Genomic DNA, 24,692 nt, shown 5'->3' with positions numbered 1-24,692 from the left:
TGCGGGATCAGTCCAGGTAGTCGCGGAGGACCTGGGACCGCGACGGGTGGCGCAGCTTCGACATCGTCTTCGACTCGATCTGCCGGATGCGCTCGCGCGTCACGCCGTAGACCTTGCCGATCTCGTCGAGCGTCTTCGGCTGGCCGTCGGTCAGGCCGAAGCGCATGGAGACCACGCCCGCCTCGCGCTCGCTGAGCGTGTCGAGAACGGAGTGCAGCTGCTCCTGCAGCAGCGTGAAGCTCACCGCATCGGCCGGAACGACCGCCTCCGAGTCCTCGATCAGATCACCGAACTCGCTGTCGCCGTCCTCACCCAGCGGGGTGTGGAGGGAGATCGGCTCGCGGCCGTACTTCTGGACCTCGATGACCTTCTCGGGGGTCATGTCGAGCTCCTTGGCCAGCTCCTCCGGGGTGGGCTCGCGGCCCAGGTCCTGGAGCATCTGGCGCTGCACCCGCGCGAGCTTGTTGATGACCTCGACCATGTGCACCGGGATGCGGATGGTGCGGGCCTGGTCGGCCATCGCTCGGGTGATCGCCTGACGGATCCACCAGGTGGCGTAGGTGGAGAACTTGTAGCCCTTGGTGTAGTCGAACTTCTCGACGGCGCGGATCAGACCCAGGTTGCCCTCCTGGATCAGGTCCAGGAAGAGCATGCCGCGGCCGGTGTAGCGCTTGGCCAGGGAGACCACCAGACGGAGGTTGGCCTCCAGGAGGTGGTTCTTGGCCCGGCGGCCGTCCTCGGCGATGATCTCCAGCTCGCGCTTGAGCTTGGGGGCGAGCTTGTCGGAGTTGGCGAGCTTGTCCTCGGCGAACAGACCGGCCTCGATGCGCTTGGCGAGCTCGACCTCCTGCTCGGCGTTGAGCAGGGGGACCTTGCCGATCTGCTTCAGGTAGTCCTTGACCGGGTCGGCGGTCGCGCCGGCCGCGGCGACCTGCTGCGCCGGGGCGTCGTCCTCGTCCTCGTCGGAGAGCACGAAGCCCTGGTTCTCGGGCTCGCCCTCCGCGCCCTCGACTCCGGGCTTGCCGGGAGCGTCCTCGAGGACGTCCTCTCCCTCGAGGAGCTCGTCCGGGTCCTTCTTGGCGGTGGTCTTCTTCACCGCCGTCTTCTTCGCGGCGGTCTTCTTGGCCACCGTCTTCTTGGCCGTGGCCTTCTTGGCCGCGGCCTTCTTCGCGGGGGTCGCCGCGGCCTCGCCGGCCACGCCGTCTCCCGCGTCGGCCGCCGGGACGGCCGGAGCGGCGGCAGGGGTCTTCTTCGCGGGGACCGTCTTGGCCGTGACGGTCTTGGTGGCGGTGCGCTTTGCCGGACTCTTCGCTGCGACGCTCTTGCGGGTGCGCTTGGGCGCCTCTGCGGCACTGACCATCAGCGTCACACCCTCCTCGTCGAGGATCTGGTTGAGGCTGCGCAGAACGTTCTTCCACTGGGTTGGCGGAATCTGGTCAGCCTCGAAGGCCCGACGCACGTCATCGCCGGCGATCTGCCCCTCAGCCTTTCCCCGCTCGATGAGCGCCATGACAGACTCGGACTCGGCGATCTCCGGCGGGAGCGTACGGGATGTGCTGGCCGACACGAACAACCTCTCGGAACGATGGAAACGGCTTCCGGCCCGGTCCGCTGGGGACTGGAGCCGACGACCGCCGGCAGGATGAACCGACGGCGCGGGCGGAGTGCTGCGGGTGGATTACAGCGTCGCGAGCGACGCCGGTATTCCCTCTGCGGCTGCCACCTCTTTAATCATCGCGCTGCCCCAAAGAGCGTTACGCCCATTCCTCGTGTCCCGAGTCACACCCCATAACGGCCGTAATGCCTACCCAACGGACAGATCGGCGCCAGTTGATCATGCTCCGCTCCCGCACCGCCCCACACCGCCGCGCACCGCCGCACCCACGTCTGTGGCTCCATCCATGGCGTCACGGCGTGATCGCCTCTGCGGCATCACCCATGGCGTCGTCCGTGGCGTCGCGTCGCCGAACCCGCGGGGCGGGTTCCGGCGACGCCGCGCCCGTACGCCGTACGCCGCGGTCCGCGGGTCAGTGCTCGCGCGGCGCGGGCACCCCCACCTCGGCGTGGTCGAGATCGGGGTGGACGGTCAGCAGCTGGCGCATCGCGGCCTCCGCCGCCGCGGCGTCACCGGCCCCGATGGCCTCGACGATCCGGCGGTGGTGACCCACCCCGGCCTCGGTCAGCCGGTCGCAGCCGGTCACCGGGGCGCCGGAGACGTGCAGCGCGGCGGCGACGATGCCCGCCAGGTGCTCCAGCATCCGATTGCCCGCGACCTGCAGCATCAGGGCGTGGAACTCGGCGTCGGCGCGCGAGAAGGTCAGGGCGTCGCCCTGCCCCAGCGCATGGCCCATGATCTCGGCCATGTCGGCGAGCCGCTGCTGCACGTCCTCCCGGCCCGAGCCGGCGGCGAGACGGGCGGCGAGCGGCTCGATGGTCCAGCGCAGCTCGCACAGCTCGCGGCGCTGGTCGTCGCGCTGCGGCCCGAAGGCCCGCCACTCGATGATGTCCGGATCCAGGAGGTTCCAGTCGCTGACGGGGCGGACCCGGGTGCCCACGTTGGGGCGGGCGCTGACCAGGCCCTTGGCCTCCAGGACGCGCAGCGATTCCCGCACCACGGTGCGGGAGACCTCGAAGCGCTGGCCGATCTCCTCGGGGACGAGCGGGCGGTCGGCCCCCAGATCGCCGGAGACGATCATCTGGCCCAGCTGTTGGACGAGTTGGCCGTGCAGCCCGCGGCCCCGGTTGCCGGCCGCGCGTCGGCCCACTCGGCCGATCTCGGCGTCGGCGCCGTCCCAGGAGGGGGCGCTGCCGCGGTCGCCCATGGGGGTGTCGGCGAAGGGGTAGCGGTCAAGCTCGCCCGGGCCGGCGAGGCCGGAATCGGCGGGGCGAGCCGCGGTCATCGTGGTGTGCGCAAGGGTACTCACGCATCCTTTGTCGGCGACGCTCCGGAAGCCCTTGAGGTCTTTGGTGAAAAGCACACGAAAGGGTGATCGCCCATTACCTCATAATTGACGCTGAATCGGACAGAAACCGGCAACCTTCGGGGACTTGCGACCACTTCCCGCGATGAGCCCGCGGAACCGCCCCCGGCTTGGTCCACCGCCCCGCCCGCGCCGGGCGGGGCGGTGTCGGGGGCGGGGTCCGCGCTACTGCCGGGCCCGGCCGCGCAACCCGGTGAGGGCGTACGCGCACAGCAGCACGGCCAGCGAGAGCACGAGCGCCTGTCCCACGGGCTGGGACGCCAGCCGCAGGGCGAGCGCCAGGAGGCGGTCGACCATGGAGTGCGGTTGGTCGAGCGCCTCCGCCCGCAGCCGGTGCGGCAGCCCGACGAGCGAGCGCACCGACGGCTCGGCCAAGGCGCGCTGTACGACCGGCACCGCCAGGATGGGCACCGCCAGCAGCGTCGCCAGGCCGAGCGCGGTGGACCGGAAGACCGCCGCCGCCATCAGCCCGGCCCAGCTCGAGCCGACCGCCAGGGCGCACACGCTCGCCATCAGCAGCGGCCAGTCGCCCGGGAGCGGCACCGCGTCCCCGCCGACCAGCAGCAGGAGCGCCGCACCGTCGAGGGCGAGGACGGCGAAGCAGAGCAGCAGGGCGCCGACCGCGCACACCAGGAACTTGGCCATCAGCAGGCCGAGCCGGCGCGGCACCGTGTCCCGGGCCGGGGCCAGCGCCGGGTAGCGGAACTCCTCCCCGAAGGACAGCGCGCCCAGCAGCCCGGCCGCGATCGCCACCGGTGGCAGGGGCACGTCGGTGGGCCAGCCGGTGATCCGGTGCAGCTCCCCCGCCCCGCCCGCCCGGGCGAGCAGCACGGAGCCCAGGAGGGAGGCCACGAGGGCCGCGACGGCGATCAGCCAGCCGGTGCGTACGCCGGTGGCGCGGCGCAGCTCATAGCGCAGCGGCCAGGCCGGGCCGGGCAGCGGCAGCCTCGGCAGCGCCCGGGGCGGGGTGGCCCGGGGATCGCGGGCGGCGGTGTCCCCGCCCACGGCCCGCGGACCGAGGTCGGCGGTCTCCTCGACCAGCCGGTGCACGACGATGCCGTGGCGGTACGCGGTCTCGCCGACGGCCGCGCAGGACAGCCCGTAGACGGAGATGCGTGTCTCGTCCTCCCGCACCACCGACAGCCGCCCACCCCCCGGGGCCCCAGCGGCAGGCGCGGACACGGCCACGGGCACGGCGGCAGGGGCGGATCCGCCGGCCGACGCCGAGCCGGGGGCGGACGCGGACACGGCAGCGGGCGCCGGGCCGTCGGCGCCCGCCGGATCGGCGGCAGGCGCAGGCACAGCGACGGACGCGGGGCCGGTGGCGGGGCCGGGCGTGGCAGCAGGCATATGCCCGGCAGCCGGCATCGCGTCGGCGGCGGGTGTGGGCACGAGGACGGAGTCGGAACCCACGGCGGACCCCGATGCAGCGGCGCACGCGGACATGGCAGCAGGCGCCGAATCGACGGCAGGCACAGGCACAGCGGCGGGGGTGGGGCCGGTAGCGGGGCCGGACGTGGCACCAGGCACGGACCCGGCAGCCGGCATCGCGTCGGCGGCAGGCGCAGGCACGGCTACGGAGTCGGAACCCACGGCGGACCCCGATGCAGCGGCGCACGCGGACGTGGCAGCAGGCGCCGAATCAGCGACGGGCGCAGGCACGGGCCCGGGCCCGGCACTCGGCATCGCGTCCGCAGCCGGCGCGGGCACGGCTACCGAGCCGGGGCCCGCGGCGGACGCCGATGCAGCGGCGGGCGCGGGGCCGACGGCGGAGGCCGGTGCAGCGGCAGGCGCGGGCCCACCCGCAGACGCTGGGCCGGCGACGGGCGCGGCATCGGCTGCGCGCGACTGCGCGCTGCGGGGGGCGGATCCGGTGGCGACACCGGATCCGCCTTCCGCCACACCCTCGCCCGCCGCTCCGTCAGCGGCTGCCGCACCGGGCGACGCGGTCCCGTGATCAGCCCGGGCACCGGGCTCCCCCGCGGCGCTCTCACCCCCCGCCGGGGCCGACGCCCCGACCTGTGCCTCTCCTCCGGCCGCCGCCTCGGGCTCCGGCCCCTCCACGCTTGCCCCCGCCTCACTGGCACGGTGGGCGCGGGGACCGGACCCCTCCCCGGCCCCAGTACCGCTCAGCGGCTCCACCCCGCTCGCCGCAGCGGCCTTCCCCTTGTCGGCCTCGCCGGCCTCCGCTCCGGGTGGGCACGGCGGCTGGACGGCCGGCTCGGCGGCGCCCGCTTCCTCCTCCAGCACGGCGGCCAGCCGCCCGGCCACCGGCGAGAGCACGGCGACGCGGGGGCGCAGCCGGGTGCGCGCGAACTCCTCGACCGGCTGGTCGGCGATGAGCCGACCGCCCTCCAGGGTGAGGACCTGGTCGGCGAGGCGGGTGACGTTCTCCGGGTCCCGGTCGGTGACGAGGACGGCACCACCCTTCCCGGCGAACTGCCGCAGCAGGCCGTGCATCCAGACGGTCTCCCGGGTGGACAGACCGCGCGTGGGCGCGTCGAGAACGAGCGTGTGCGGGTCTCCCAGGAGGGCCGTGGCGAGCCCGAGGCGCCGCTCCATGCCGGCAGCCAGGTCCCCGATGCGCTCGTCGGCCAGCTCGGTGAGGCCGACCGCGTCCAGCACTGCGTCCGCGCGCGCCGCGGGTACCCCGACGGCGGCCCCGAGCATCCTGAGGTGACCGCGCGCGGTGCGCCCGGGGTGGCCCGGCACGTCCTCCAGAAGGACCCCGATCTCCCGGGCCGGGCGCCGGATGCGGTGGAGCGGGCGGCCCCGGAAGAAGACGGCACCGTGGCCCCGGTCGAGCTGCAGCAGAAGCCTCAGCGCGCTGGTCTTGCCCGCGCCGGGACCGCCGAACAGGGCGGTCACACGGCCCGGTGGGGCCTCGAAGGTGAGATCGTCGACGACAGGCGGACGGTTGCGGCGGGGGGTGCTGGTCAGTCCGGTGGCCTGAATCATGGCTTCTCCCGCGGGGCATGGAACCGCTCGTGGCACGTGGGGACTGGTGACGTACCGGAGCACGGTAACCCGCTATGTCCTATTTCGTCGGTATCTACACCCCCTGTCGAGTCGTCGTGTCATGGGCTGTCACACCTCGGGACGAAGCATGGGCGGATTGAGCAGCGTCGCGCCCCCGGCCCGGAACAGCTGGGCCGGGCGACCGCCTTGACGGGTCGTCGTGCCGCCCGTGGGCACCAGGAATCCGGGCGTTCCGGTGACCTTTCGGTGGAAGTTGCGGGGGTCGAGGGCCACCCCCCACACCGCCTCGTAGACCCGGCGCAACTCGCCGACCGTGAATTCCTGGGGGCAGAAGGCGGTGGCCAGCGAGGAGTACTCGATCTTGGAGCGGGCACGCTCCACCCCGTCCGCCAGGATGCGGGCGTGGTCGAAGGCGAGCGGGGCGGCCAGGTCGGCGTCGCGGCCGAAGGACCCGTCCTGGTCGAGCAGGGACTCGACGGGGGCCCAGCGCGCGCTGTGCGCGTCGCCTCCGGGCCGGGGCGCCGGGAGGTCCGGCGCGAGCGCCAGGTGCGCGACGCTCACCACCCGCATCCTCGGGTCGCGCTTCGGGTCCCCGTAGGTGGCGAGCTGTTCGAGGTGGGCGGCGTTGGGAGAGGCCGGAGCCGCGGGGTCGTGGACGAGCAGCCCGGTCTCCTCGGCCAACTCCCTGGCGGCCGCCGCCGTGAGGTCCTCATCGGCCCGCACGAAGCCGCCCGGCAGAGCCCAGCGCCCCTGGAAGGGCGGCTCGCCGCGGCGGACGGCCAGCGCGCACAGCGCGTGCCGCCGGACGGTCAGCACGACCAGATCCACGGTGACGGCGAAAGGCGGGAAGGCCGCTGGATCGTAGGGCATGCCGCGATCATAGTCGTCTGCCTGACGATAATCAGTCCCTTCCGGTTGATCGTCGATGGTGGAGGGAGGGCGACGGAACCGCCCCGGCGGCCCGGCGCCCGGCGGCTCGATGGCGGCTCAGGGGCGGCTGCGGGCCCCTCGCCGGCCGGGCCTGCGCCGCGCCCGCGTCCGGCCGACCGGACGCCGCCGGGCCGCCTGCGCGCTGGGGCTCTTGGCCCGCCCGCCGGGCCCTCGCCCCGGCCTCCCGGGTCCGCCGGGCCTTCCGGCCGCAGCGGCCCCGAGGCGCTCCAACTCGCCGCGCACCGCGGTCTGCAGGGCCCGGTCGGCACGGTCCTGGCGCAGACAGCGGCGCAACAGCTCCGGGTCGAGCCCCTCGTTGCACGCCTGGTGGAGCAGCCTGGCGAACAGGTAGTGGGGATCGGCGGACAGCGCTCGGCCGAGCGCGACGCGCGCCGCGGGCTCGTCCCCCATCGACCAGGCGACCCAGCCCGCGAGGGTGAGCGGGGCCGCGGCGTGCTCCGCGTACGAGCCGACGCAGCGGCGGGAGAGGGCGCGCCACAACCGCAGGGCCGGCTCCGCGTCGGGTCCTTCCATCCACTGCGCGGCCCGGTCGCGCGCCAGCCGGTCCTGCAGCCCGACGATGACCGCGGCCGCCTCCTGGTCGCCGATCAGCCCGTCGTCGCGGAGGTCGGCCGCGACCTGGTCGGCGATCGGCGGCGCGGCGCGGAACCGGGCCAGCATGCCGCCGAGGAGGACGAGGGTCTCCTCGCGCACCGCGGCGCAGTCCGTGCCGCCCAGGATCCTCGGCACGAGTTCGCAGCCCGCCGTGTCCAGCGCCCGCTCCTGCTCCTCGGCCCTGGGCGGGGCGAGCGGCGCCAGCCTCGCCTCCATCTCGCGCAGCGACCCGCGCACATGGACGCCCGCGTAGGTGGCGGCCGCCGCCATCACGGAGGTGCCGGGCAGGGTGAGCGGGACGCCCTCCGGCGGGCAGCAGCGCCGGTCCGGGCACACATACGACCAGAACCTGCCGTCGGAGATGCACAGCGCCTCGAAGACCGGCACCTCCAGCCCGCCGCACGCGGTGCGCAGCCGCTGCGCGAGCGGCCGCAGGCGCTCCATCACGTCCTGCCCCGATTCGCCCTCGCCCGGCTCCTGGCACAGGAACAGCACCGTCCCGTCGGGCCGGCCCGCCCGCCGCTCGCTGCCCGTCACCAGGCACTCGGCGAGCTGGTCGCAGACCTCCGGCCATTCCTCGCTCGCCTCGGGAATGCCGAGCCTGAGCCGCCCGCCGAACCGGCCGCGTGGGCCGTGCAGCGCGATCATCACGATGCTGTCGTCCGGATGGAAGCCCAGGACATAGGGCAGGGCGTCGGCGAGCTCGGCCGGGCTGCGGAGGGTGATCTGCTCATCGCCGGACAGGCCGGCCGCTTCGTTGTGTCGGGTCATGGCCCGACGGTCTCCCAGTCCGGCCAGGCCCGCCAGGCCTGTGGATAACCTTATCCACAGGCCCGGGTCCCGTTCGCGCGATGTCGGTGGGATCGGGTTGCATGGGGGCATGAGCGACGAAGATCTGCGCATCGCGGCCGACCGTGTCCTGGCCCGTCTGGTCGGGGACCCCTCCGGATCCGCCCGGCTGCGGGAGGATCAGTGGCGGGCGATCGAGGCGTTGGTCGCCGACCGCCGCCGGGCGCTGGTCGTGCAGCGCACGGGATGGGGCAAGTCCGCGGTGTATTTCGTCGCCACCGCCCTGCTGCGCGAGCGCGGCGGGGGCCCGACGGTGATCGTCTCCCCGCTGCTCGCGCTGATGCGCAACCAGGTCGAGGCCGCCGCGCGGGCGGGTATCCACGCGCGCACCATCAATTCCGCCAACACTGAGGAGTGGGACACCATCCAGGCGGAGGTGGCCGCCGGTGAGGTGGATGTGCTGCTGGTCAGCCCCGAGCGGCTGAACAACCCCGACTTCCGGGACCAGGTGCTGCCCAAGCTCGCCGCGGCCACCGGCCTGCTGGTGGTCGACGAGGCCCACTGCATCTCCGACTGGGGCCATGACTTCCGCCCCGACTACCGCAGGCTGCGCACGATGCTCGCCGACCTGCCGCCGGGCGTGCCCGTGCTGGCCACGACGGCGACGGCCAATGCCCGGGTGACCGCGGACGTCGCCGAGCAGCTGGGCACGGGCGGGCCCGGGAGGGACGGCGCGGGGGCGGACGGCTCGCCCGCGCTGGTGCTGCGCGGGCCGCTGGACCGGGAGAGCCTGAGCCTGGGCGTGCTGCGGCTGCCGGACGCGGCTCACCGGCTGGCCTGGCTCGCCGACCACCTCCCCGAGCTCCCCGGCTCCGGGATCATCTACACCCTCACGGTCGCCGCCGCCGAGGAGGTGGCGGCGTTCCTGCGGCAGCGGGGCCACACCGTCGCCTCGTACACCGGCAAGACGGAGAACGCCGACCGCCAGCAGGCGGAGGAGGACCTGCTGGCCAACCGGGTCAAGGCCCTGGTGGCCACCTCCGCGCTGGGCATGGGCTTCGACAAGCCGGATCTGGGCTTCGTGGTGCACCTGGGCTCGCCCTCCTCCCCCATCGCCTACTACCAGCAGGTCGGGCGGGCCGGGCGCGGCGTGGCGCACGCGGAGGTGCTGCTGTTGCCGGGCCGTGAGGACGAGGCCATCTGGCGGTATTTCGCCTCGCTCGCCTTTCCGTCCGAGGAGCAGGTGCGCCGCACGCTCGACGTGCTGGCGGCGGCGGACCGTCCGGTGTCCCTGCCCGCGCTCGAGCCGCAGGTCGATCTGCGCCGCTCGCGCCTGGAGACCATGCTCAAGGTCCTCGATGTGGACGGCGTGGTGCGGCGGGTGCGCGGCGGCTGGACGGCGACGGGGCAGCCCTGGACGTACGACGCGGAGCGATACGCGTGGGTGGCGCGGCAGCGGGAGGCGGAGCAGCAGGCGATGCGGGATTACGCCTCGTCCACCGGCTGCCGGATGGAGTTCCTGCGGCGGCAGCTGGACGACGAGGCGGCGGCGCCGTGCGGGCGCTGCGACAACTGCTCGGGGGCCCGGTTCACGGCCGAGGTGTCCGCCGCGTCTCTGGAGGCGGCGCGCGGAGAGTTGGGCCGCCCGGGCGTCGAGGTGGAGCCGCGCCGTATGTGGCCGACCGGGCTGCCCGCGGTGGGTGTGGAGCTGAAGGGCCGGATCCCGGTGGGCGAGCAGGCGGCTCCGGGGCGGGCGCTCGGCCGTCTCTCCGACATCGGCTGGGGAAACCGGCTGCGGCCGCTGCTCGCCCCGCAGAATCCGGATGAGCCGATTCCGGACGATGTGGCCGCCGCGGTGGTGACCGTGCTCGCCGACTGGGCCAAGGGGCCCGGCGGCTGGGCGTCGGGGGCGCCGGACGCCCCGGCGCGCCCGGTCGGCGTGGTCACGGTGGCCTCGCACACCCGCCCGCGGCTGATCCAGACACTGGGCGAGCGGATCGCCTCGGTCGGCCGGATGCCCCTGCTCGGCGCCGTCTCGTATGTCGACGCCGGGGCCGACACGCGGGTGCCGCGTACCAACAGCGCGCAGCGGCTGCGGGCGCTGCACGGGGCGCTGACCGTGCCGCCCGCGCTGGCCGCGGCGCTGGAGCGGGCCGCGGGGCCGGTGCTCCTCGTCGACGACATGGCGGACACCGGGTGGACGCTGGCGGTGGCCGCCCGGCTGCTCCGCCGGGCCGGCGCGGAGGCGGTCTTCCCCCTGGTTCTCGCCGTGCAGGGATGACCGCCGCCGCAGGTGGGAGGGGTGCGCGGAATATTGACCGCGCACCGGCGCAAACCGGTCAGCCGCGCCAATTGCTCGTTGCCGCGCGCCTGTACGACCGCGAGAATTGAAGCAGTTCGCCGCTCCCGGGCCACCCGTGGTGCGCCGGAGCCAGGTCGTGGCGTGCGCCCGTGCCCGACCTTCGCACGGACCGTGGGCGCGCAGACGAAGGGAGGGCCATGACCTTCGGCTTCGCTCCGCCGCCGGCCACCGACCCCGTTTCCCGCCTGGGCAGGCTGCTCGAACCCGCCGAGTGGGCCGCCGCCGGTATCCCGCTGCTGCGCAATCCGCGTGAGGTCGTCACCGGCCTGCACAGCCGCCATCTGCCGACACCGTCGACGGCCGTCGTCGCGGTCCTCGACCCGGAGGAGCGGCTGGCGGCCAGTGCCTCATTCACCCGGCGCGGCTCCTCGGCCGCCGACGGCTGGGAATTCCGGAACGCGCTGTTGGCCCAGCTGCGCCGGGTCATCCCGCACGACCTGCGGCGCCGCACGCCCGTCCGCACCGCCGTGCTGCTCTACTGCCGAGAGGGCGAGAGCCAGTGGACGGAGGAGGACGGCGCCTGGATGTGGGGCCTGCGCGACGCCTGCACCCTGCACGGCCTGCGCTGCGGTGCCTACATCACGCTGACCCGCTCGGGCTGGCAGGTGCTCGGCGAGGGGCGGGGCGGCCGCCGGCCGCACTCCGCCTCCCTCCGCAGCCGCCTCGGCGTCGGCACCGCCACCGGTGACGGCGTCACGGCGGCCGTGCCGCACCCCCGCGGCGAGGCGCGCGAGGCGCTGCGCCGCTCCGCGGCCGTGTGAGCGGCCCCGCGGTCAGACGCCCGCGGTGATGTGGGCGTTGACGCGCTGGGGGTCCCCGCAGACGATCAGCAGCGTTCCGGCGCGGCGGGTGGCCTCGGGCAGCGCGCGGGCGACGGCGTCGTCGGCTCCCCCGTTGACCGCCATCACCACGACCGGGCGGGACGTGACGCGGCGGGCCGTAGCAGCGGCGTAGAAGACGTCGTCACCGGCGTCCTGCTGCTCCCAGTACGACGCCTCGCCGAAGGAGAGCTCGTGGGCCGCCCACGGATGCTGCTCCCCGGTGGTCAGCACCAGGATCTCGCCGGGCGCGCGGCCGGAGTCCAGCAGCAGGTCGACGGCCTCGTCCGCCGCGTCCAGGGCCCCCTCCGGCGAGGCGGGGATCAGCTGGATCTGCGGACCGGCCGGCGCGGAGGCGGCTGGCGGGGCGGGCTTGGGCGCGGCGGGAGGGCCGGGCTTCGCCGCGTCACCCGCGGTGCGCTGCGCCGGGGTCATGGGGGTCGCGGCGGAGCCGCGGTTGGGCCCGGGGCTGCCGGGCCGCCGAGGGGCGGGCCGGGGGCCGGGACCAGGGACGGGACGAGGGGTCGGCGCGGTGCGGCCTGCGGCCGGTGTCGCGCGAGGACCCGGGACACTCTCGTGAATCTGAGGCTCCTCGGGGATGAGAGGCATGGGGTGATGTCTATCAAACGTCGGTGCGAGTCGCATCGGCGGGTGGGTGGAAAAGTCCGTTCAGAAGTCGAAGCCGAGTTGGGCGTAATCCTCCGCGTCGGCTGGTTCAGGGACGCTGCGGACCCGCTTGAGGTGCCGCCAGCGGGGCAGACCGTCCAGATAGGACCAGGACAGCCGGTGGTAGGGGGTGGGGCCGAGCTTCGTCAGGGCGGCGCGGTGCACGGGTGACGGGTACCCGGCGTTGTCGCCGAAGCGGAAGTCCGCGTGGGCGGCTCCCAGTTCGGCCATCAGCGCGTCCCGCCGGACCTTGGCGATCACCGAGGCCGCGGCGACGGCCACGCAGGACTGGTCGCCCTTGATGACGGTGCGTACCTTCCAGGGCTCGCCCAGGTAGTCGTACTTCCCGTCGAGTATCACGGCGTCGGGGCGCACGGGCAGCCCGTCGAGCGCGCGAGTGGCGGCGAGCCGGAGGGCTGCCGTCATCCCCAGGGCGTCGATCTCCTCCGAAGAGGCGTGTCCCAGGGCGTACGAGGTGACCCACGTCTCCAACTCACCGGCGAGGGCCGTGCGCTTCTTCGGGCTCAGCAGCTTGGAGTCGGTGAGCCCGGCCGGCGGCCGCCGCAGTCCGGTGACCGCCGCGCAGACCGTCACCGGGCCGGCCCAGGCCCCACGCCCGACCTCGTCGATCCCGACGACGATCTTGGCTCCTGTGGTGGCGCGGAGCGAGCGCTCGACGCGATGAGTGGGCGGTTCGTAGGCCATGGCGAGGACCAGATTACGCCGCCCGGGCACCACGCGTGCACCGGGTTCCGCCTGGCGGCCCGCGACCGGCTTCGCGGGCCGCCCCGCTCAACGCGACACCGCTGTCGAGCGGTTCGGCCGACGGGTCGCTCGCCGGGGCGAAGATCGAGGTGGCACGGGGTGTCAGCCGGTGTCGGGGCCGGTCATCCCGAGGTCGGGACCCAGCCGGGGAGCGGCTCGGTGCGGTCCTGCCACTCGCCCGGCGGCGCGCCGCCCGCCCCGGCCGCGATCACGCCCCCGACGATGGCGCAGTTGGTGTCCACGTCCCCGCCCACCTGAGCGGTCGTCCAGAACGCCTCCTCGAAGGCGCCGAGGTGCCGGGCCGCCGCCCACAGGGCGAAGGGCACGGTGTCGTGCGCGCTGGTGCGGCGGCCGCAGCCGAGCACCGCGGCGACGGTCCCCGCGTCCGCGTAGTCGAGCATGTCGCGGGCGCGACGCAGCCCCGCCTGGACGGCGCTGCGCGGGACGAGCGAGATCACCTGGTCCAGCAGGGCCTCGGGCCCACCGGCGCCCGCCGGGTCGGCGGCCAGCGCCGCCGCCGCGGCCACCGCCATCGCTCCCGCCACGGCCTCCCGGTGCTGGTGGGTGGTGTACGCGGAGATCTCCGCCTGGTGGGAGGCCTGCTCCGGGTCGCCCGCGTACCAGGCGCCCAGTGGCGCGATCCGCATGGCCGCGCCGTTGCCCCAAGAGCCCTGCCCCTGGAAGAGCCCCGCGGCCAGCTCCCGCCAGTCGCCGCCCTCTCTGATCAGCCTCAGCATCCGGTTCACCGCGGGCCCGTAGCCCCGGTCGAAGTCGTGGTGCTCGGCGAAGGACCGGGCGAGCGCGTCCTGGTCGATACGGCCGTGGGCGACCAGGACGGCCAGCACGGAGCCGGCCATCTCGGTGTCATCGGTCCACTGCCAGGCGCCCGGCGGCAGCTCGCGCCGCCCCAGCAGCGGATAGTTGGCGGGCACGAAGAACTGGGAGCCGAGGGCGTCGCCCACGGCCAGGCCGTGCAGGCTCCGCAGGGCCCGCTGGAATCGGTCGCCGGTCATCGCCTCGCACTCCAACTGGTGAGGCCGTACGGCTCGGGGACGCACCAGCGCTCGAAGGGCCGGTCGAGATGGTAGCGCCCGTCGGAGCCGAGCAGCAGGGCCCGCGTCTCGCCGTTGCCCGGGTTGGACAGCGACTCGAACTCCGCGACGGTCCAGTGCAGCCACCGCATGCAGAACAGCCGCATGGTCAGTCCGTGGGTCACCAGCAGCACGTTCGGCGGGTGGGCGGGGTCCTCGAAGCTGCGCCACAGGCTCTCCAGGAAGGCGTCCACGCGGTCGTAGACGTCGGCACCCGACTCGCCCTGGGCGAAGCGGTAGAAGAAGTGGCCGTAGGCGTCCCGGTAGGCCTTCTGCTTGCGGACGTCCTCCCGGTCCTGCCAGTTTCCCCAGTCCTGCTCGCGCAGCCTCGGCTCCTCCCTGACGCGGGTGCGCGCCGGGTCGAGGCCGAGCAGTTCCAAGGTCTGGTGGGTGCGCCGGTACGGCGACACGTAGACCGAGACCCGCTCGTCGGCGAAGGTCTCGCGCAGCCGCTTTCCCGCCTCCGCGGCCTGCCGCCGCCCTGCCTCCGTCAGTCCCAGAGCGTGGTCGGGCACCCGCTCGTACACCGAGTCATCGACGTTCCCCTCCGATTCGCCATGCCGTACGAGAACGATGCGCCGGGGTCGTGCCATGCGGCCACCCTAGGCCACGGGCCTGCCCGCGCGTATCTCGCACAGGCGGCCGGTGAACCGGCGGCGCAGCAGCCGGTCGTGCGAGACCACCACCAGCGCGCCGGTCCACGCCGCCAGAGCCTGCTCCAACTCCTCCACGAGGCCGAGGGCGAGGTGGTTGGTCGGCTCGTCGAGCAGCAGCAGATCCGCCGGGCGGGCCAGCAGCCGGGCCAGCGCGAGGCGTCGCCGCTGGCCGGCCGAGAGCGCCCCCACCGGTACCGCCAGGTCGCGCTCGCGGAAGAGCCCGAAGGACAACAGCAGCGCCGCGTGGTCCTCGGGACCCCCCGGTATCCCGCGCCCGAACGCCTCCGACAGCCGCTCCCCGGGGCGGGTGACGGGTATCTCCTGAGCGAGGTAGCCGATGCGGCCCCGGCGCACCACGGTGCCCGTCTCCGGTGCCAGGACTCCGGCCATGACCTTCAGCAGGGTGGACTTCCCCGCCCCGTTGGCCCCGTGGACCAGCAGGCGCTCGCCCGCGGCGACGGTGAGCCCGTCCACCGCCAGCCGGTCACCCACCCGCACCCGGTCGAGGCCGATGAGGACCCCCTCCGCCGTGCCCGTCTCCGGGCGGACCGCGAACCGCAGGGGCTCGGGAGGACGCGGCACCGGGTCCGCCAGGAGCCTGCGCAGGCGCTCCTGCGCGTTGCGCACCCGGCTGGAGACCGAGGACTGCACCCGCCCCTTGTCCCGGTCGTACGCCATCTTGTTGCCGTCCTTCATGGCCCGGCCGGGGGCCACGCGCCGGGCGACGGTCGTGGCCGCCTCGGCCAGCTCGGTCGTCTGCGCCCGCCATTCCTCGTAGGTCTGCTCCCAGCGGCGCCGGGCGGCGGCCTGCTCGGCCAGGAACCCGGCGTACCCGCCTCCGTAGCGCACCAGGGCGCGCCGGTCCGCGTCCACCTCGACGATCGTGGTGGCCACCCGCTCCAGGAAGACACGGTCGTGGGAGACCGCGACGACCGTGCCGGGGTGTGCCCGCAGGGCGTCCTCGAGCCAGGTGAGCGCCCCGTCGTCGAGGTGGTTGGTCGGCTCGTCGAGCAGCATCACCTCTGGAGCGGCGGCGATCAGGCAGGCCAGCCCCAGCCGGGCCTGCTCGCCGCCCGAGAGGCTGCCCAGGCACCGGTCCCGGGCGATGTGGGCCAGCCCCAGGGCGTGCAGGGCCTTGTCCACCCTGGCGTCCGCCTCGTAGCCACCACGGGCCTCGAAGGCGGTGAGCAGGTCGCCATAGGCGGAGAGGGTGTCGCGTCCGGCCGAGTCGAGGCGCTCCTCCAGCTCGCGCAGCCCGCGCTCCATGGCGCGCAGCTCGGCCAGGGCCGCGTCCACCGCGTCGCGGACCGTGCGGTCCGGGGGCAGCTCCGGCGTCTGGGCGAGGTGGCCGATCCCGCCGTCGGCCACTGTGACGACGGTGCCGTCATCGGGCCGTTCGGTCCCGGAGAGCAATCGCAACAGTGTGGACTTGCCCGCTCCGTTCTCCCCCACGATGCCGACCCGCTCACCGGGCCGTACGGAGAACGACGCCCCGTCGAGCAGCAGGCGCTCCCCGCGGGAGAGGGTCACACCGCGCAGCGAGATCTGAGTGGGCAAAAGCGAACCTCCGAACAGGCGGACACCCCAAGTAAACACAACTACAGTTGCATTACCCTGATCATGACACAGCAAACCCACTAACACAACTGGAGTTGCAATTGCCTTCGGAGTCCGCCGCCCACGCCCCCGGCACCGTCCGCCCCGGCGGGCGCACCGCCCGCACCCGCGCCGCCGTCCGCGACGCCGTGCTCACCGGACTCGCCGAGCACGGCTATCCCGGGCTGACCGTCGAATACGTCGCCGAGCGCTCCGGAGTCCACAAGACGACCCTGTACCGCAGGTGGGGCAGCGTCGAGGAGCTGCTCGCCGACGCGCTGGACCTGGCCGGCGAGGACACCTGGACGCCGCCCGACACCGGGGGCCTCGACAGCGACCTGCGGGCCCTCGCCCGCGAGGTCACCGACACCTTCGCCGACGCCTCGTCGGCCGCCGCGCCCTCCGCCTTCATCGCCGCCGCGTTCCAGTCCGAGCGCGCCGCGGCGGCCCTCCACGACTTCTACGCCGAACGGTTCTCCCGCTGCGCGGCCGTGGTCGCGCGGGCCGTCGACCGCGGCGAGGCCCCGGCGGACACCGACGCCGCGGCGGTCGTGCGCGCCGTCTCGGCCCCGCTGTTCTTCCGGGTCTTCATCACCCGAGAGCCCATCGACACGGCGCTGGCCGACCAGTGCGCCGCCGCGGTCGCCGCCGCGGTCCGGGCGGGCGCCTACTCCCCCGCCCCCTGAGCGCGCCACACGGCCCCGGCCGCCGACGACAGGCGCCGGTCGCGCCTCACACCGTCCAGGAGGGCTCGACCCCCACCACGTCCCCCGCGATCGCCGCCACGTCCGCTTCGGTCTGCGCACGCAGCGCGAGCCGTTCCACCCGCTCCGCCCGGTACTTGCCGTGCTCGGCGGCCGAATCCCACAACGACAGCACGAGGAACTCATTGCCGGGCGCCTCCCCGAACACCCCGCGCAGCATCCCCGGCGACCCGGCCATCGCCGGATTCCACACCTTCTCCTGCATGAGCGTGAAGTGCTCCACCCGCTCCGCGTGCACCCGGCAGTGAGCCACCCGCACCACGTCCGCGTCGGTGAACCGCGGCTGGAACCCCACCTTCACATCGAAGCGGTGCTCGAACAGCCGCACCTGCATGTCTCTGTACGTGCCGGACTGCGCGGCCGCCAGGCGGTCGTGCGAGCGCGCCATGAAGGAGTCGTAGAACGCCCTGCTCTCCCAGAACGCGAAGACGTGCGCCACATTCGGCCGCCCCCGGCTCCAGCCACCGCCCTGCCCCCGGAATCCCGGTTCGCCGGGCAACCCCGCCCACTTCCGCTGCCCCCGCTCGAAACCGCGGCGGTCCACCACGGTGCAGCGAATCCACTTGACCAGCACCGCGCTATCGTACGGCCCCGAAGGTGGCCCGCATCACGGGCCGAAGGAGTCCGGCCGCGCAGGGGTCGCCCCGCGGCAGCACGTTCGAGTCCCGGCGCGGCCGTACGCCCCGCGCACCCGCTCGGGGACAGCGCAGGGGGAACGGCAGAGGCGGGGCCCGGGCCGAAGCCCGGACCCCGCCTCAGGGGCTCACCCGCGAGGGGCGGTGATCAGCTGCAGCCGCTGGTCGAGCCGCAGCCCTCGCACAGGTAGCAGCTGCCCGCCCGGCGCATCTTCGTCCCGCAGGAGAAGCACAGCGGCGCGTCGGCGTTCAGCCCGAACTGGATCTCGGCGAGCTCCGTGGAGCTGTGGGCCTGCTTCGGCGCCGGGGCGACGGCGCGCGGCTTGGACGTGGCGGCCTGCGGGGCCTCCAGGTGGCGCGGGGCCGACTGTGCCAGGCCCTCGACGTCCACCTCGTCCTCAGCCGGCTCGTACGAACCGGTCTCCAGGTGGCGCTGGCGCTCCTCGGCGGAGTGGATGCCGAGCGCCGAGCGGGTCTCGAAGGGCAGGAAGTCCAGCGCCAGCCGGCGGAAGATGTAGTCGACGATCGACTGCGCCATCCGCACGTCCGGGTCGTCCGTCATACCGGCCGGCTCGAAGCGCATGTTGGTGAACTTCGAGACGTAGGTCTCCAGCGGCACGCCGTACTGCAGACCGACCGAGACGGCGATCGAGAAGGCGTCCATCATGCCCGCGAGGGTCGAACCCTGCTTGGACATCTTCAGGAAGACCTCGCCCAGACCGTCGTCCGGGTAGGAGTTCGCCGTCATGTAGCCCTCGGCTCCGCCCACCGTGAAGGAGGTCGTGATGCCGGGGCGCCCCTTGGGGAGGCGCTTGCGGACCGGGCGGTACTCGACGACCTTCTCGGCCTCGGGCTCGGCCTGCTCGACGGGCTTCTCCTCCTTCTTCTTGGCGGAGAGCGGCTGGCCGACCTTGCAGTTGTCCCGGTAGATCGCCAGCGCCTTCAGACCCAGCTTCCAGCCCTCGAAGTAGATCTCCTCGATCTCCTCGACGGTGGCCGACTCCGGCATGTTGACCGTCTTGGAGATCGCGCCCGACAGGAAGGGCTGGGCCGCGGCCATCATCCGCACATGGCCCATCGGCGAGATGGACCGCTCGCCCATCGCGCAGTCGAACACCTCGTAGTGCTCGGGCTTCAGGCCCGGCGCGTCGATCACGTTGCCGTGCTCGGCGATGTGGGCGACGATCGCCTCGACCTGCTCCGGCTGGTAGCCGAGCCGCTTCAGCGCCTTCGGGACCGTGTTGTTCACGATCTGCATCGAGCCGCCGCCGACGAGCTTCTTGAACTTGACCAGCGCGAGGTCGGGCTCGATGCCGGTGGTGTCGCAGTCCATCATCAGGCCGATGGTGCCGGTCGGCGCGAGCACCGACGCCTGGGCGTTGCGGAAGCCGTTCTTCTCACCGAGGCGGATCACGTCCTGCCAGGCCTCGGTGGCCGCGGCCCACACCGGGGTGTCCAGGTCGTCCACGCGCTTGGCGGCGGCGTTGGCGTCCGAGTGCTGCCTCATGACGCGCTTGTGGGCGTCGGCGTTGCGGGCGTAGCCCTCGTACGGGCCGACGACCGCCGCCAGCTCGGCGGAGCGCTTGTAGGAGGTGCCGGTCATCAGCGAGGTGATCGCCCCGGCCAGGGCCCGGCCGCCGTCGCTGTCGTAGGCGTGGCCGGTGGCCATCAGGAGCGCGCCGAGGTTGGCGTAGCCGATGCCCAGCTGGCGGAAGGCGCGGGTGGTCTCGCCGATCTTCTCGGTCGGGAAGTCCGCGAAGCAGATGGAGATGTCCATCGCGGTGATGACGAGCTCGACGACCTTGGCGAAGCGCTCGGCGTCGAAGCGCTGGTGGCCCGCGCCGTCGTCGTCGAGGAACTTCATCAGGTTGAGCGAGGCCAGGTTGCACGAGGAGTTGTCCAGGTGCATGTACTCGCTGCAGGGATTGGAGGCGGTGATCCGGCCCGTCTCCGGCGAGGTGTGCCAGTGGTTGATCGTGTCGTCGTACTGGATGCCCGGGTCGGCGCAGGCCCAAGCCGCCTCGGCCATCTTGCGGAAGAGTGACTTGGCGTCGACCTCTTCGAGGATCTCGCCGCTCATACGGGCGCGCAGCCCGAACTTCGAGCCGGACTCCACGGCCTTCATGAACGTGTCGTTCACCCGGACCGAGTTGTTGGCGTTCTGGTACTGGACGGACGTGATGTCATCGCCGCCCAGGTCCATGTCGAAGCCCGCGTCGCGCAGGGCGCGGATCTTCTCCTCCTCCTTCACCTTGGTCTCGATGAAGGCCTCGACATCCGGGTGGTCGACGTCGAGGACGACCATCTTGGCGGCCCGGCGGGTCGCGCCGCCCGACTTGATCGTTCCGGCGGAGGCGTCGGCGCCACGCATGAAGGAGACCGGACCGGAGGCGTTGCCGCCGGAGGAGAGCAGCTCCTTGGAGGAGCGGATGCGGGAGAGGTTCAGGCCGGCCCCGGAGCCGCCCTTGAAGATCATCCCCTCTTCCTTGTACCAGTCGAGGATCGACTCCATGGAGTCGTCGACGGAGAGGATGAAGCAGGCGCTGACCTGCTGCGGCTGCTTGGTGCCGACGTTGAACCACACCGGGGAGTTGAAGCTGAAGACCTGGTGCAGCAGGGCGTAGGTGAGCTCGTGGTCGAAGATCTCGGCGTCCGCGGGAGAGGCGAAGTAGCCGTTGTCCTCGCCGGCCTGGCGGTAGGTGCGCACCACCCGGTCGATGAGCTGCTTCAGGCTGGACTCCCGGTCCGGGGAGCCCACCGCGCCACGGAAGTACTTGCTGGTGACGATGTTGACCGCGTTCACCGACCAGAAGTCGGGGAACTCGACGCCACGCTGTTCGAAGTTGACCGAACCGTCGCGCCAGTTGGTCATGACGACGTCACGGCGCTCCCAGACGACCTCATCGTACGGGTGCACGCCGGGGGTGCTGTGGATGCGCTCGATACGCAGTCCCTTGGCCGCCTTGCTTCCCTTGGAGCGGGAGCCTCGTGCGGGGCCGCTCGTCGTCTCTGTCATTCCGCCTCCCTGTACGGGCGAAAACGCCCTGATGTGCCCTTTTCTTCCCATGGCACGGTGTTGTGTCGTTCATCCGGGGCATCGCGCCCCGGCAGGCCTTGACCGCCGCGTCAGTCGGCGGCGGTGGCGGGCGCGGGGACCTCCGCGTCCCCGTCGGCGCCGGGCCCGCGGTCGTTCGCGGGAGGCCGTTGCTGGTTGCGCAGCTCCGTGACCGCGGCCTCGAAGTCCTCGAGGGAGTCGAAGGCGCGGTAGACGGAGGCGAAGCGGAGGTAAGCGACGAGGTCGAGCTCCTGGAGCGGACCGAGTATGGCCAGCCCCACGTCGTGGGTGGACAGCTCCGCGCTGCCGGTGGCCCGTACGGCCTCCTCCACCTGCTGGCCGAGCTTGGCCAGGGCGTCCTCGGTGACCGGGCGGCCCTGGCACGCCTTGCGCACCCCGGAGATGACCTTGTCGCGACTGAAGGGCTCGGTGACCCCGCTCCGCTTGATCACCATCAGTGACGCGGTCTCCACGGTCGTGAAGCGGCGCGAGCAGTCGGGGCACTGGCGGCGCCTGCGAATCGAACAACCGTCGTCGGTGGTCCGGCTGTCGACGACTCGGCTGTCGGGGTGCCTGCAGAAGGGGCAGTGCATGACTCCGAACCCTCCTCACCCTCAAGAACGACGCATGGCTGACATGCCTCGACCAGCCCTCGCGGGCTTCTCGAAGCGGCCACAAGCATAGGCGAAGCGCTCGGCCCTGAATAACCGAGGACCACAACCTGTGGGTGGCTGAGATCCATCAAACCACTAGATGTGGTGTCTGGCATCCAACCGCAGCGACGGCGTGTCCCGATCCGCGAGCAGGCACGAGACTACGCGAAGCCGACCGGTCGCCGCGCCACGGGGGTGAGGGTGACACACTGGGCCCCGCGCCGCAGGCCACCGAACCAACCGCCCCATACACCGAACCTTGTGATCACGTCAGCTCATCTGCGAAATTTCACTCGAACGTGTGTTTGGCGCAACCTTTCGAAAGCAACTACCGTTGCCCTACTAGGGAGAACATCTCGAGAGGGGCCGTCGTGACAACCACCACAGAGAGCGCCACCATCACCGCCCAGGAGCGCTCCCAGAGCCGACTCGAACACACGCACGCGATGAACCAGGGCCACCCGATGAATGACGCAGCCACGAACCCGGAGGGGCAGAAGCCCACGCGTTCCCTACCCGGCCGACCTCCAGGAATCCGGGCGGACAGCTCCGGGCTGACCGATCGGCAGCGGCGTGTCATCGAGGTCATCCGCGACTCCGTGCAGCGGCGCGGCTACCCGCCGTCCATGCGTGAGATCGGTCAGGCGGTGGGCCTCTCCAGCACCTCGTCCGTCGCCCATCAGCTCATGGCGCTGGAGCGCAAGGGGTTCCTGCGGCGCGACCCGCACCGGCCCCGGGCGTACGAGGTGCGCGGCTCCGACCAGCCCAGCACCCAGCCGCCGGACACCACCGGCAAGCCCGCCGCGTCGTATGTTCCCCTCGTCGGCCGGATCGCGGCCGGTGGCCCCATCCTCGCCGAGGAGTCGGTCGAGGACGTCTTCCCGCTCCCGCGCCAGCTCGTCGGCGACGGTGAGCTGTTCGTCCTCAAGGTGGTCGGCGACTCCATGATCGAGGCCGCTATCTGTGACGGCGACTGGGTGACGGTGCGCCGCCAGCCCGTCGCGGAGAACGGTGACATCGTGGCGGCGATGCTCGACGGAGAGGCGACGGTCAAGCGCTTCAAGCGCGAGGACGGCCATGTGTGGCTGCTCCCGCACAACGCCGCGTACCAGCCGATCCCCGGCGACGAGGCGACCATCCTGGGCAAGGTGGTCGCGGTGCTGCGCCGGATCTGAGCAGGGCGGCTCCAGGCGCGCCGATCCTCCGCGCCCAGCGACCGGGCCCCGGGACCACTGCGCCGGTTCCGGGGCCCTGCTGTGTCCGCGCTCGGCTACGCCTCGGCCGCCTTGGCGGCGGCGTCGATGGCGGCCAGCGAGCGCCGCACCTGATTGCGGTCGGTCGTGTACCAGAAGTCCGGCATGGACTTGCGCAGGAAGGAGCCGTAGCGAGCCCGCTCGACCCGCGGGTCGAGCACGGCGACGACGCCGCGGTCCCCGGAGGCGCGCACCAGCCGACCCGCCCCCTGCGCCATCAGCAGGGCGGCATGCGTCGCCGCGACCGCCATGAACCCATTGCCGCCGGCCTGCTCCACGGCCTTCTGGCGGGCGCTCATCAGCGGGTCGTCGGGGCGCGGGAACGGCACCCGGTCCATCACCACCAGCTGGCAGCTCGGACCGGGCACATCGACGCCCTGCCAGAGCGAGAGCGTGCCGAACAGACACGTGCGGGCGTCGGCCGCGAACGTACGGATCAGCTCCCCGAGGGTCTCCTCGCCCTGAAGCAGGATGGGCATGTCAAGGCGGCCGCGCAGCTCCTCCGCGGCCGCCTGGGCGGCCCGCATCGAGGAGAAGAGCCCGAGCGTCCGGCCACCCGCGGCCTCCACCAGCTCGGCGAGCTCGTCGAGCATGTCCGAGCGGCTGCCCTCGCGGCCGGGCTGGGCGAGGTGCTTGGCGACGTAGAGAATCCCCTGCTTGGAGTAGTCGAAGGGCGAGCCGACGTCGAGCCCCTTCCAGGGGGGTGCCGCGCCCTCCTCCTCGGAGTCCCGGACGCCCTCGGGCGAGAGCCCGAGCGACGCCGCCACCCCGTTGAAATCGCCGCCGAGCTTGAGGGTGGCGGAGGTCAGAACGACGGAGCGGTCCTCGAAGAGCTTCTCGCGCAGCAGCCCGGACACCGACAGCGGCGCGACACGCAGCGAGGCGCCGAAACGGTCGTGTCGCTCGTACCAGACGACGTCGTACTCGGACCCGTCGACGATGCGCTCGGCCACCTGGTGGATGTTCTCCACAGAGGCCAGAGCCTGCCTGCGCACCGCGTCCTCGTCCTGGACCGAGGCGTCACGGGTGGCGCCCAGCGCCGAGATGACCGTACGAGCGGCGTCGCGGAGCGCCATCAGGGCATAGCCGAGATCTTCCGGGATCTCCTCGAGGCGGCCGGGCAGCGTCAGCTCCATGAGCCGCTCGAAGGTCTCGGCGGCGGTCTGCAGGGCGTCCGCCGCCTTCTCATTGACCAGCTTGGCGGCGCGCCGCACGGCGCGGTTGACCTGGCCCGGGGTGAGCTCGCCGCTGGCGACCCCGGTGACCCGGGAGACGAGCTCATGGGCCTCGTCGACGATCAGCACCTCATGGCTCGGCAGGACGGGCGCGCCCTCGATGGCGTCGATGGCCAGCAGGGCGTGGTTGGTGACGACGACCTCGGCCAGCTTGGCCCGCTCCCGGGCGGCCTCCGCGAAGCATTCGGCGCCGTACGCGCACTTGGACGCGCCGAGACATTCCCGGGAGGAGACGGAGACCTGCGCCCAGGCCCGGTCGGAGACGCCGGGGGTCAGATCGTCGCGATCGCCCGTCTCGGTCTCATCGGCCCAGTCGCGCATCCGCAGCAGGTCCTTGCCCAGCTTGCTGGTGGGCTCGGCGGCCTCGAACGGGTCGAACAGCCCGGCCTCCCCGTCCGCGTCCTCCTGCGGCACGCCCTCGTGGAGCCGGTGCAGGCACAGGTAGTTGGAGCGGCCCTTGAGCATGGCGAACTCGGGTCGGCGGCGCAGCAGCGGGTGCAGGGCGTCGACGGTGCGCGGCAGGTCCCGCTCGACGAGCTGACGCTGCAGGGCGAGGGTGGCCGTCGCGACCACGACACGCTCGCCGTGTGCGAGGGCGGGCACCAGATAGCCGAGGGACTTTCCGGTGCCGGTGCCGGCCTGGACCAGGAGATGGGAATTGTCGTCGATCGCCTCGGCTACGGCTTCGGCCATGGCGATCTGGCCGGGGCGCTCGGTGCCGCCGACGGCGGTGACGGCGGCGTGCAGCAGGTCGGCGAGTGGAGGCGGGGACGATGCAGTCATAGGACTGTCAGCCTACGCGGCGGCACTGACATCACGGGCGTACTCCTGGCGCGGGAACCTGAACGG

The 24,692-nt window shown here is 73.0% G+C and carries 18 protein-coding genes; 4 read left to right on the top strand and 14 right to left on the bottom strand.

Annotated features, from left to right (window positions below; genetic code table 11):
- Positions 1-7: 7 nt before the first annotated feature.
- From ABFY07_RS14000 to ABFY07_RS13980, 5 genes are all read right to left on the bottom strand, one after another.
- Positions 8-1,573: an RNA polymerase sigma factor gene (locus ABFY07_RS14000; RefSeq protein ID WP_281182490.1), complete on the bottom strand. Its 1,566-nt coding sequence runs from the start codon at positions 1,571-1,573 to the stop codon at positions 8-10.
- A 454-nt stretch (positions 1,574-2,027) separates the two neighbouring features.
- Entirely contained in the window at positions 2,028-2,978 is a 951-nt protein-coding gene (locus ABFY07_RS13995) for a FadR/GntR family transcriptional regulator (protein WP_346174811.1), read from the bottom strand.
- Between the two features lie 168 nt (positions 2,979-3,146).
- A complete protein-coding gene (locus ABFY07_RS13990) occupies positions 3,147-5,939 on the bottom strand; it encodes an ATP-binding cassette domain-containing protein (RefSeq protein ID WP_346174810.1) in 2,793 nt (930 codons plus the stop codon).
- A gap of 129 nt (positions 5,940-6,068) precedes the next feature.
- Positions 6,069-6,830, bottom strand: coding sequence for an NUDIX hydrolase (locus tag ABFY07_RS13985; protein ID WP_065965359.1), 762 nt, complete (start codon positions 6,828-6,830; stop codon positions 6,069-6,071).
- Positions 6,831-6,947: 117 nt separating this feature from the next.
- On the bottom strand, positions 6,948-8,276 hold the full coding sequence (locus ABFY07_RS13980) for a DUF4192 domain-containing protein (protein WP_346174809.1): 1,329 nt from the start codon (positions 8,274-8,276) through the stop codon (positions 6,948-6,950).
- Between the two features lie 109 nt (positions 8,277-8,385).
- Between ABFY07_RS13980 and ABFY07_RS13975 the strand changes: the two genes are divergently transcribed.
- Both ABFY07_RS13975 and ABFY07_RS13970 read left to right on the top strand, forming a co-directional pair.
- Positions 8,386-10,575, top strand: a complete 2,190-nt coding sequence (locus ABFY07_RS13975) for a RecQ family ATP-dependent DNA helicase (RefSeq protein ID WP_346174808.1) — start codon at positions 8,386-8,388, stop codon at positions 10,573-10,575.
- 218 nt (positions 10,576-10,793) lie between these two features.
- Complete coding sequence (locus tag ABFY07_RS13970; protein WP_346174807.1) at positions 10,794-11,417, top strand: hypothetical protein; 624 nt, start codon at positions 10,794-10,796, stop codon at positions 11,415-11,417.
- Positions 11,418-11,429: 12 nt separating this feature from the next.
- On the opposite strand, the gene ABFY07_RS13965 is transcribed toward ABFY07_RS13970, so the two are convergent.
- The 5 genes from ABFY07_RS13965 to ABFY07_RS13945 form a co-directional block, all read right to left on the bottom strand.
- A complete protein-coding gene (locus tag ABFY07_RS13965) occupies positions 11,430-12,083 on the bottom strand; it encodes a hypothetical protein (RefSeq protein WP_346174806.1) in 654 nt (217 codons plus the stop codon).
- A gap of 60 nt (positions 12,084-12,143) precedes the next feature.
- Entirely contained in the window at positions 12,144-12,845 is a 702-nt protein-coding gene (locus tag ABFY07_RS13960; protein WP_346174805.1) for a ribonuclease HII, read from the bottom strand.
- 182 nt (positions 12,846-13,027) lie between these two features.
- A complete protein-coding gene (locus tag ABFY07_RS13955; RefSeq protein WP_346174804.1) occupies positions 13,028-13,918 on the bottom strand; it encodes an ADP-ribosylglycohydrolase family protein in 891 nt (296 codons plus the stop codon).
- Positions 13,915-14,589: a histidine phosphatase family protein gene (locus tag ABFY07_RS13950; RefSeq protein ID WP_346174803.1), complete on the bottom strand. Its 675-nt coding sequence runs from the start codon at positions 14,587-14,589 to the stop codon at positions 13,915-13,917. The genes ABFY07_RS13955 and ABFY07_RS13950 overlap by 4 nt, the downstream gene beginning before the upstream one ends.
- A gap of 9 nt (positions 14,590-14,598) precedes the next feature.
- Positions 14,599-16,209, bottom strand: a complete 1,611-nt coding sequence (locus tag ABFY07_RS13945) for an ABC-F family ATP-binding cassette domain-containing protein (protein ID WP_346174802.1) — start codon at positions 16,207-16,209, stop codon at positions 14,599-14,601.
- A gap of 101 nt (positions 16,210-16,310) precedes the next feature.
- On the opposite strand from ABFY07_RS13945, the gene ABFY07_RS13940 reads away from it, so the two are divergent.
- Complete coding sequence (locus ABFY07_RS13940; protein ID WP_245738232.1) at positions 16,311-16,934, top strand: TetR/AcrR family transcriptional regulator; 624 nt, start codon at positions 16,311-16,313, stop codon at positions 16,932-16,934.
- 46 nt (positions 16,935-16,980) lie between these two features.
- Here the strand turns inward: ABFY07_RS13940 and ABFY07_RS13935 are convergent, their stop codons facing one another.
- From ABFY07_RS13935 to nrdR, 3 genes are all read right to left on the bottom strand, one after another.
- Entirely contained in the window at positions 16,981-17,586 is a 606-nt protein-coding gene (locus ABFY07_RS13935) for a YdbC family protein (protein ID WP_346174801.1), read from the bottom strand.
- Positions 17,587-17,795: 209 nt separating this feature from the next.
- On the bottom strand, positions 17,796-20,663 hold the full coding sequence (locus tag ABFY07_RS13930; protein ID WP_346174800.1) for a vitamin B12-dependent ribonucleotide reductase: 2,868 nt from the start codon (positions 20,661-20,663) through the stop codon (positions 17,796-17,798).
- Positions 20,664-20,773: 110 nt separating this feature from the next.
- A complete protein-coding gene (nrdR, locus tag ABFY07_RS13925; protein WP_346174799.1) occupies positions 20,774-21,295 on the bottom strand; it encodes a transcriptional regulator NrdR in 522 nt (173 codons plus the stop codon).
- Positions 21,296-21,726: 431 nt separating this feature from the next.
- On the opposite strand from nrdR, the gene lexA reads away from it, so the two are divergent.
- Positions 21,727-22,530, top strand: coding sequence for a transcriptional repressor LexA (lexA, locus tag ABFY07_RS13920; protein ID WP_065965347.1), 804 nt, complete (start codon positions 21,727-21,729; stop codon positions 22,528-22,530).
- Positions 22,531-22,625: 95 nt separating this feature from the next.
- On the opposite strand, the gene ABFY07_RS13915 is transcribed toward lexA, so the two are convergent.
- Positions 22,626-24,626: an ATP-dependent DNA helicase gene (locus tag ABFY07_RS13915; RefSeq protein ID WP_346174798.1), complete on the bottom strand. Its 2,001-nt coding sequence runs from the start codon at positions 24,624-24,626 to the stop codon at positions 22,626-22,628.
- Positions 24,627-24,692: the final 66 nt, after the last annotated feature.

The organism is Streptomyces sparsogenes subsp. cuspidosporus, from assembly GCF_039532705.1.
Classification (GTDB): Bacteria; Actinomycetota; Actinomycetes; order Streptomycetales; family Streptomycetaceae; genus Streptomyces; species Streptomyces sparsogenes.
This window is presented reverse-complemented; position numbering and strand designations above follow the sequence as displayed.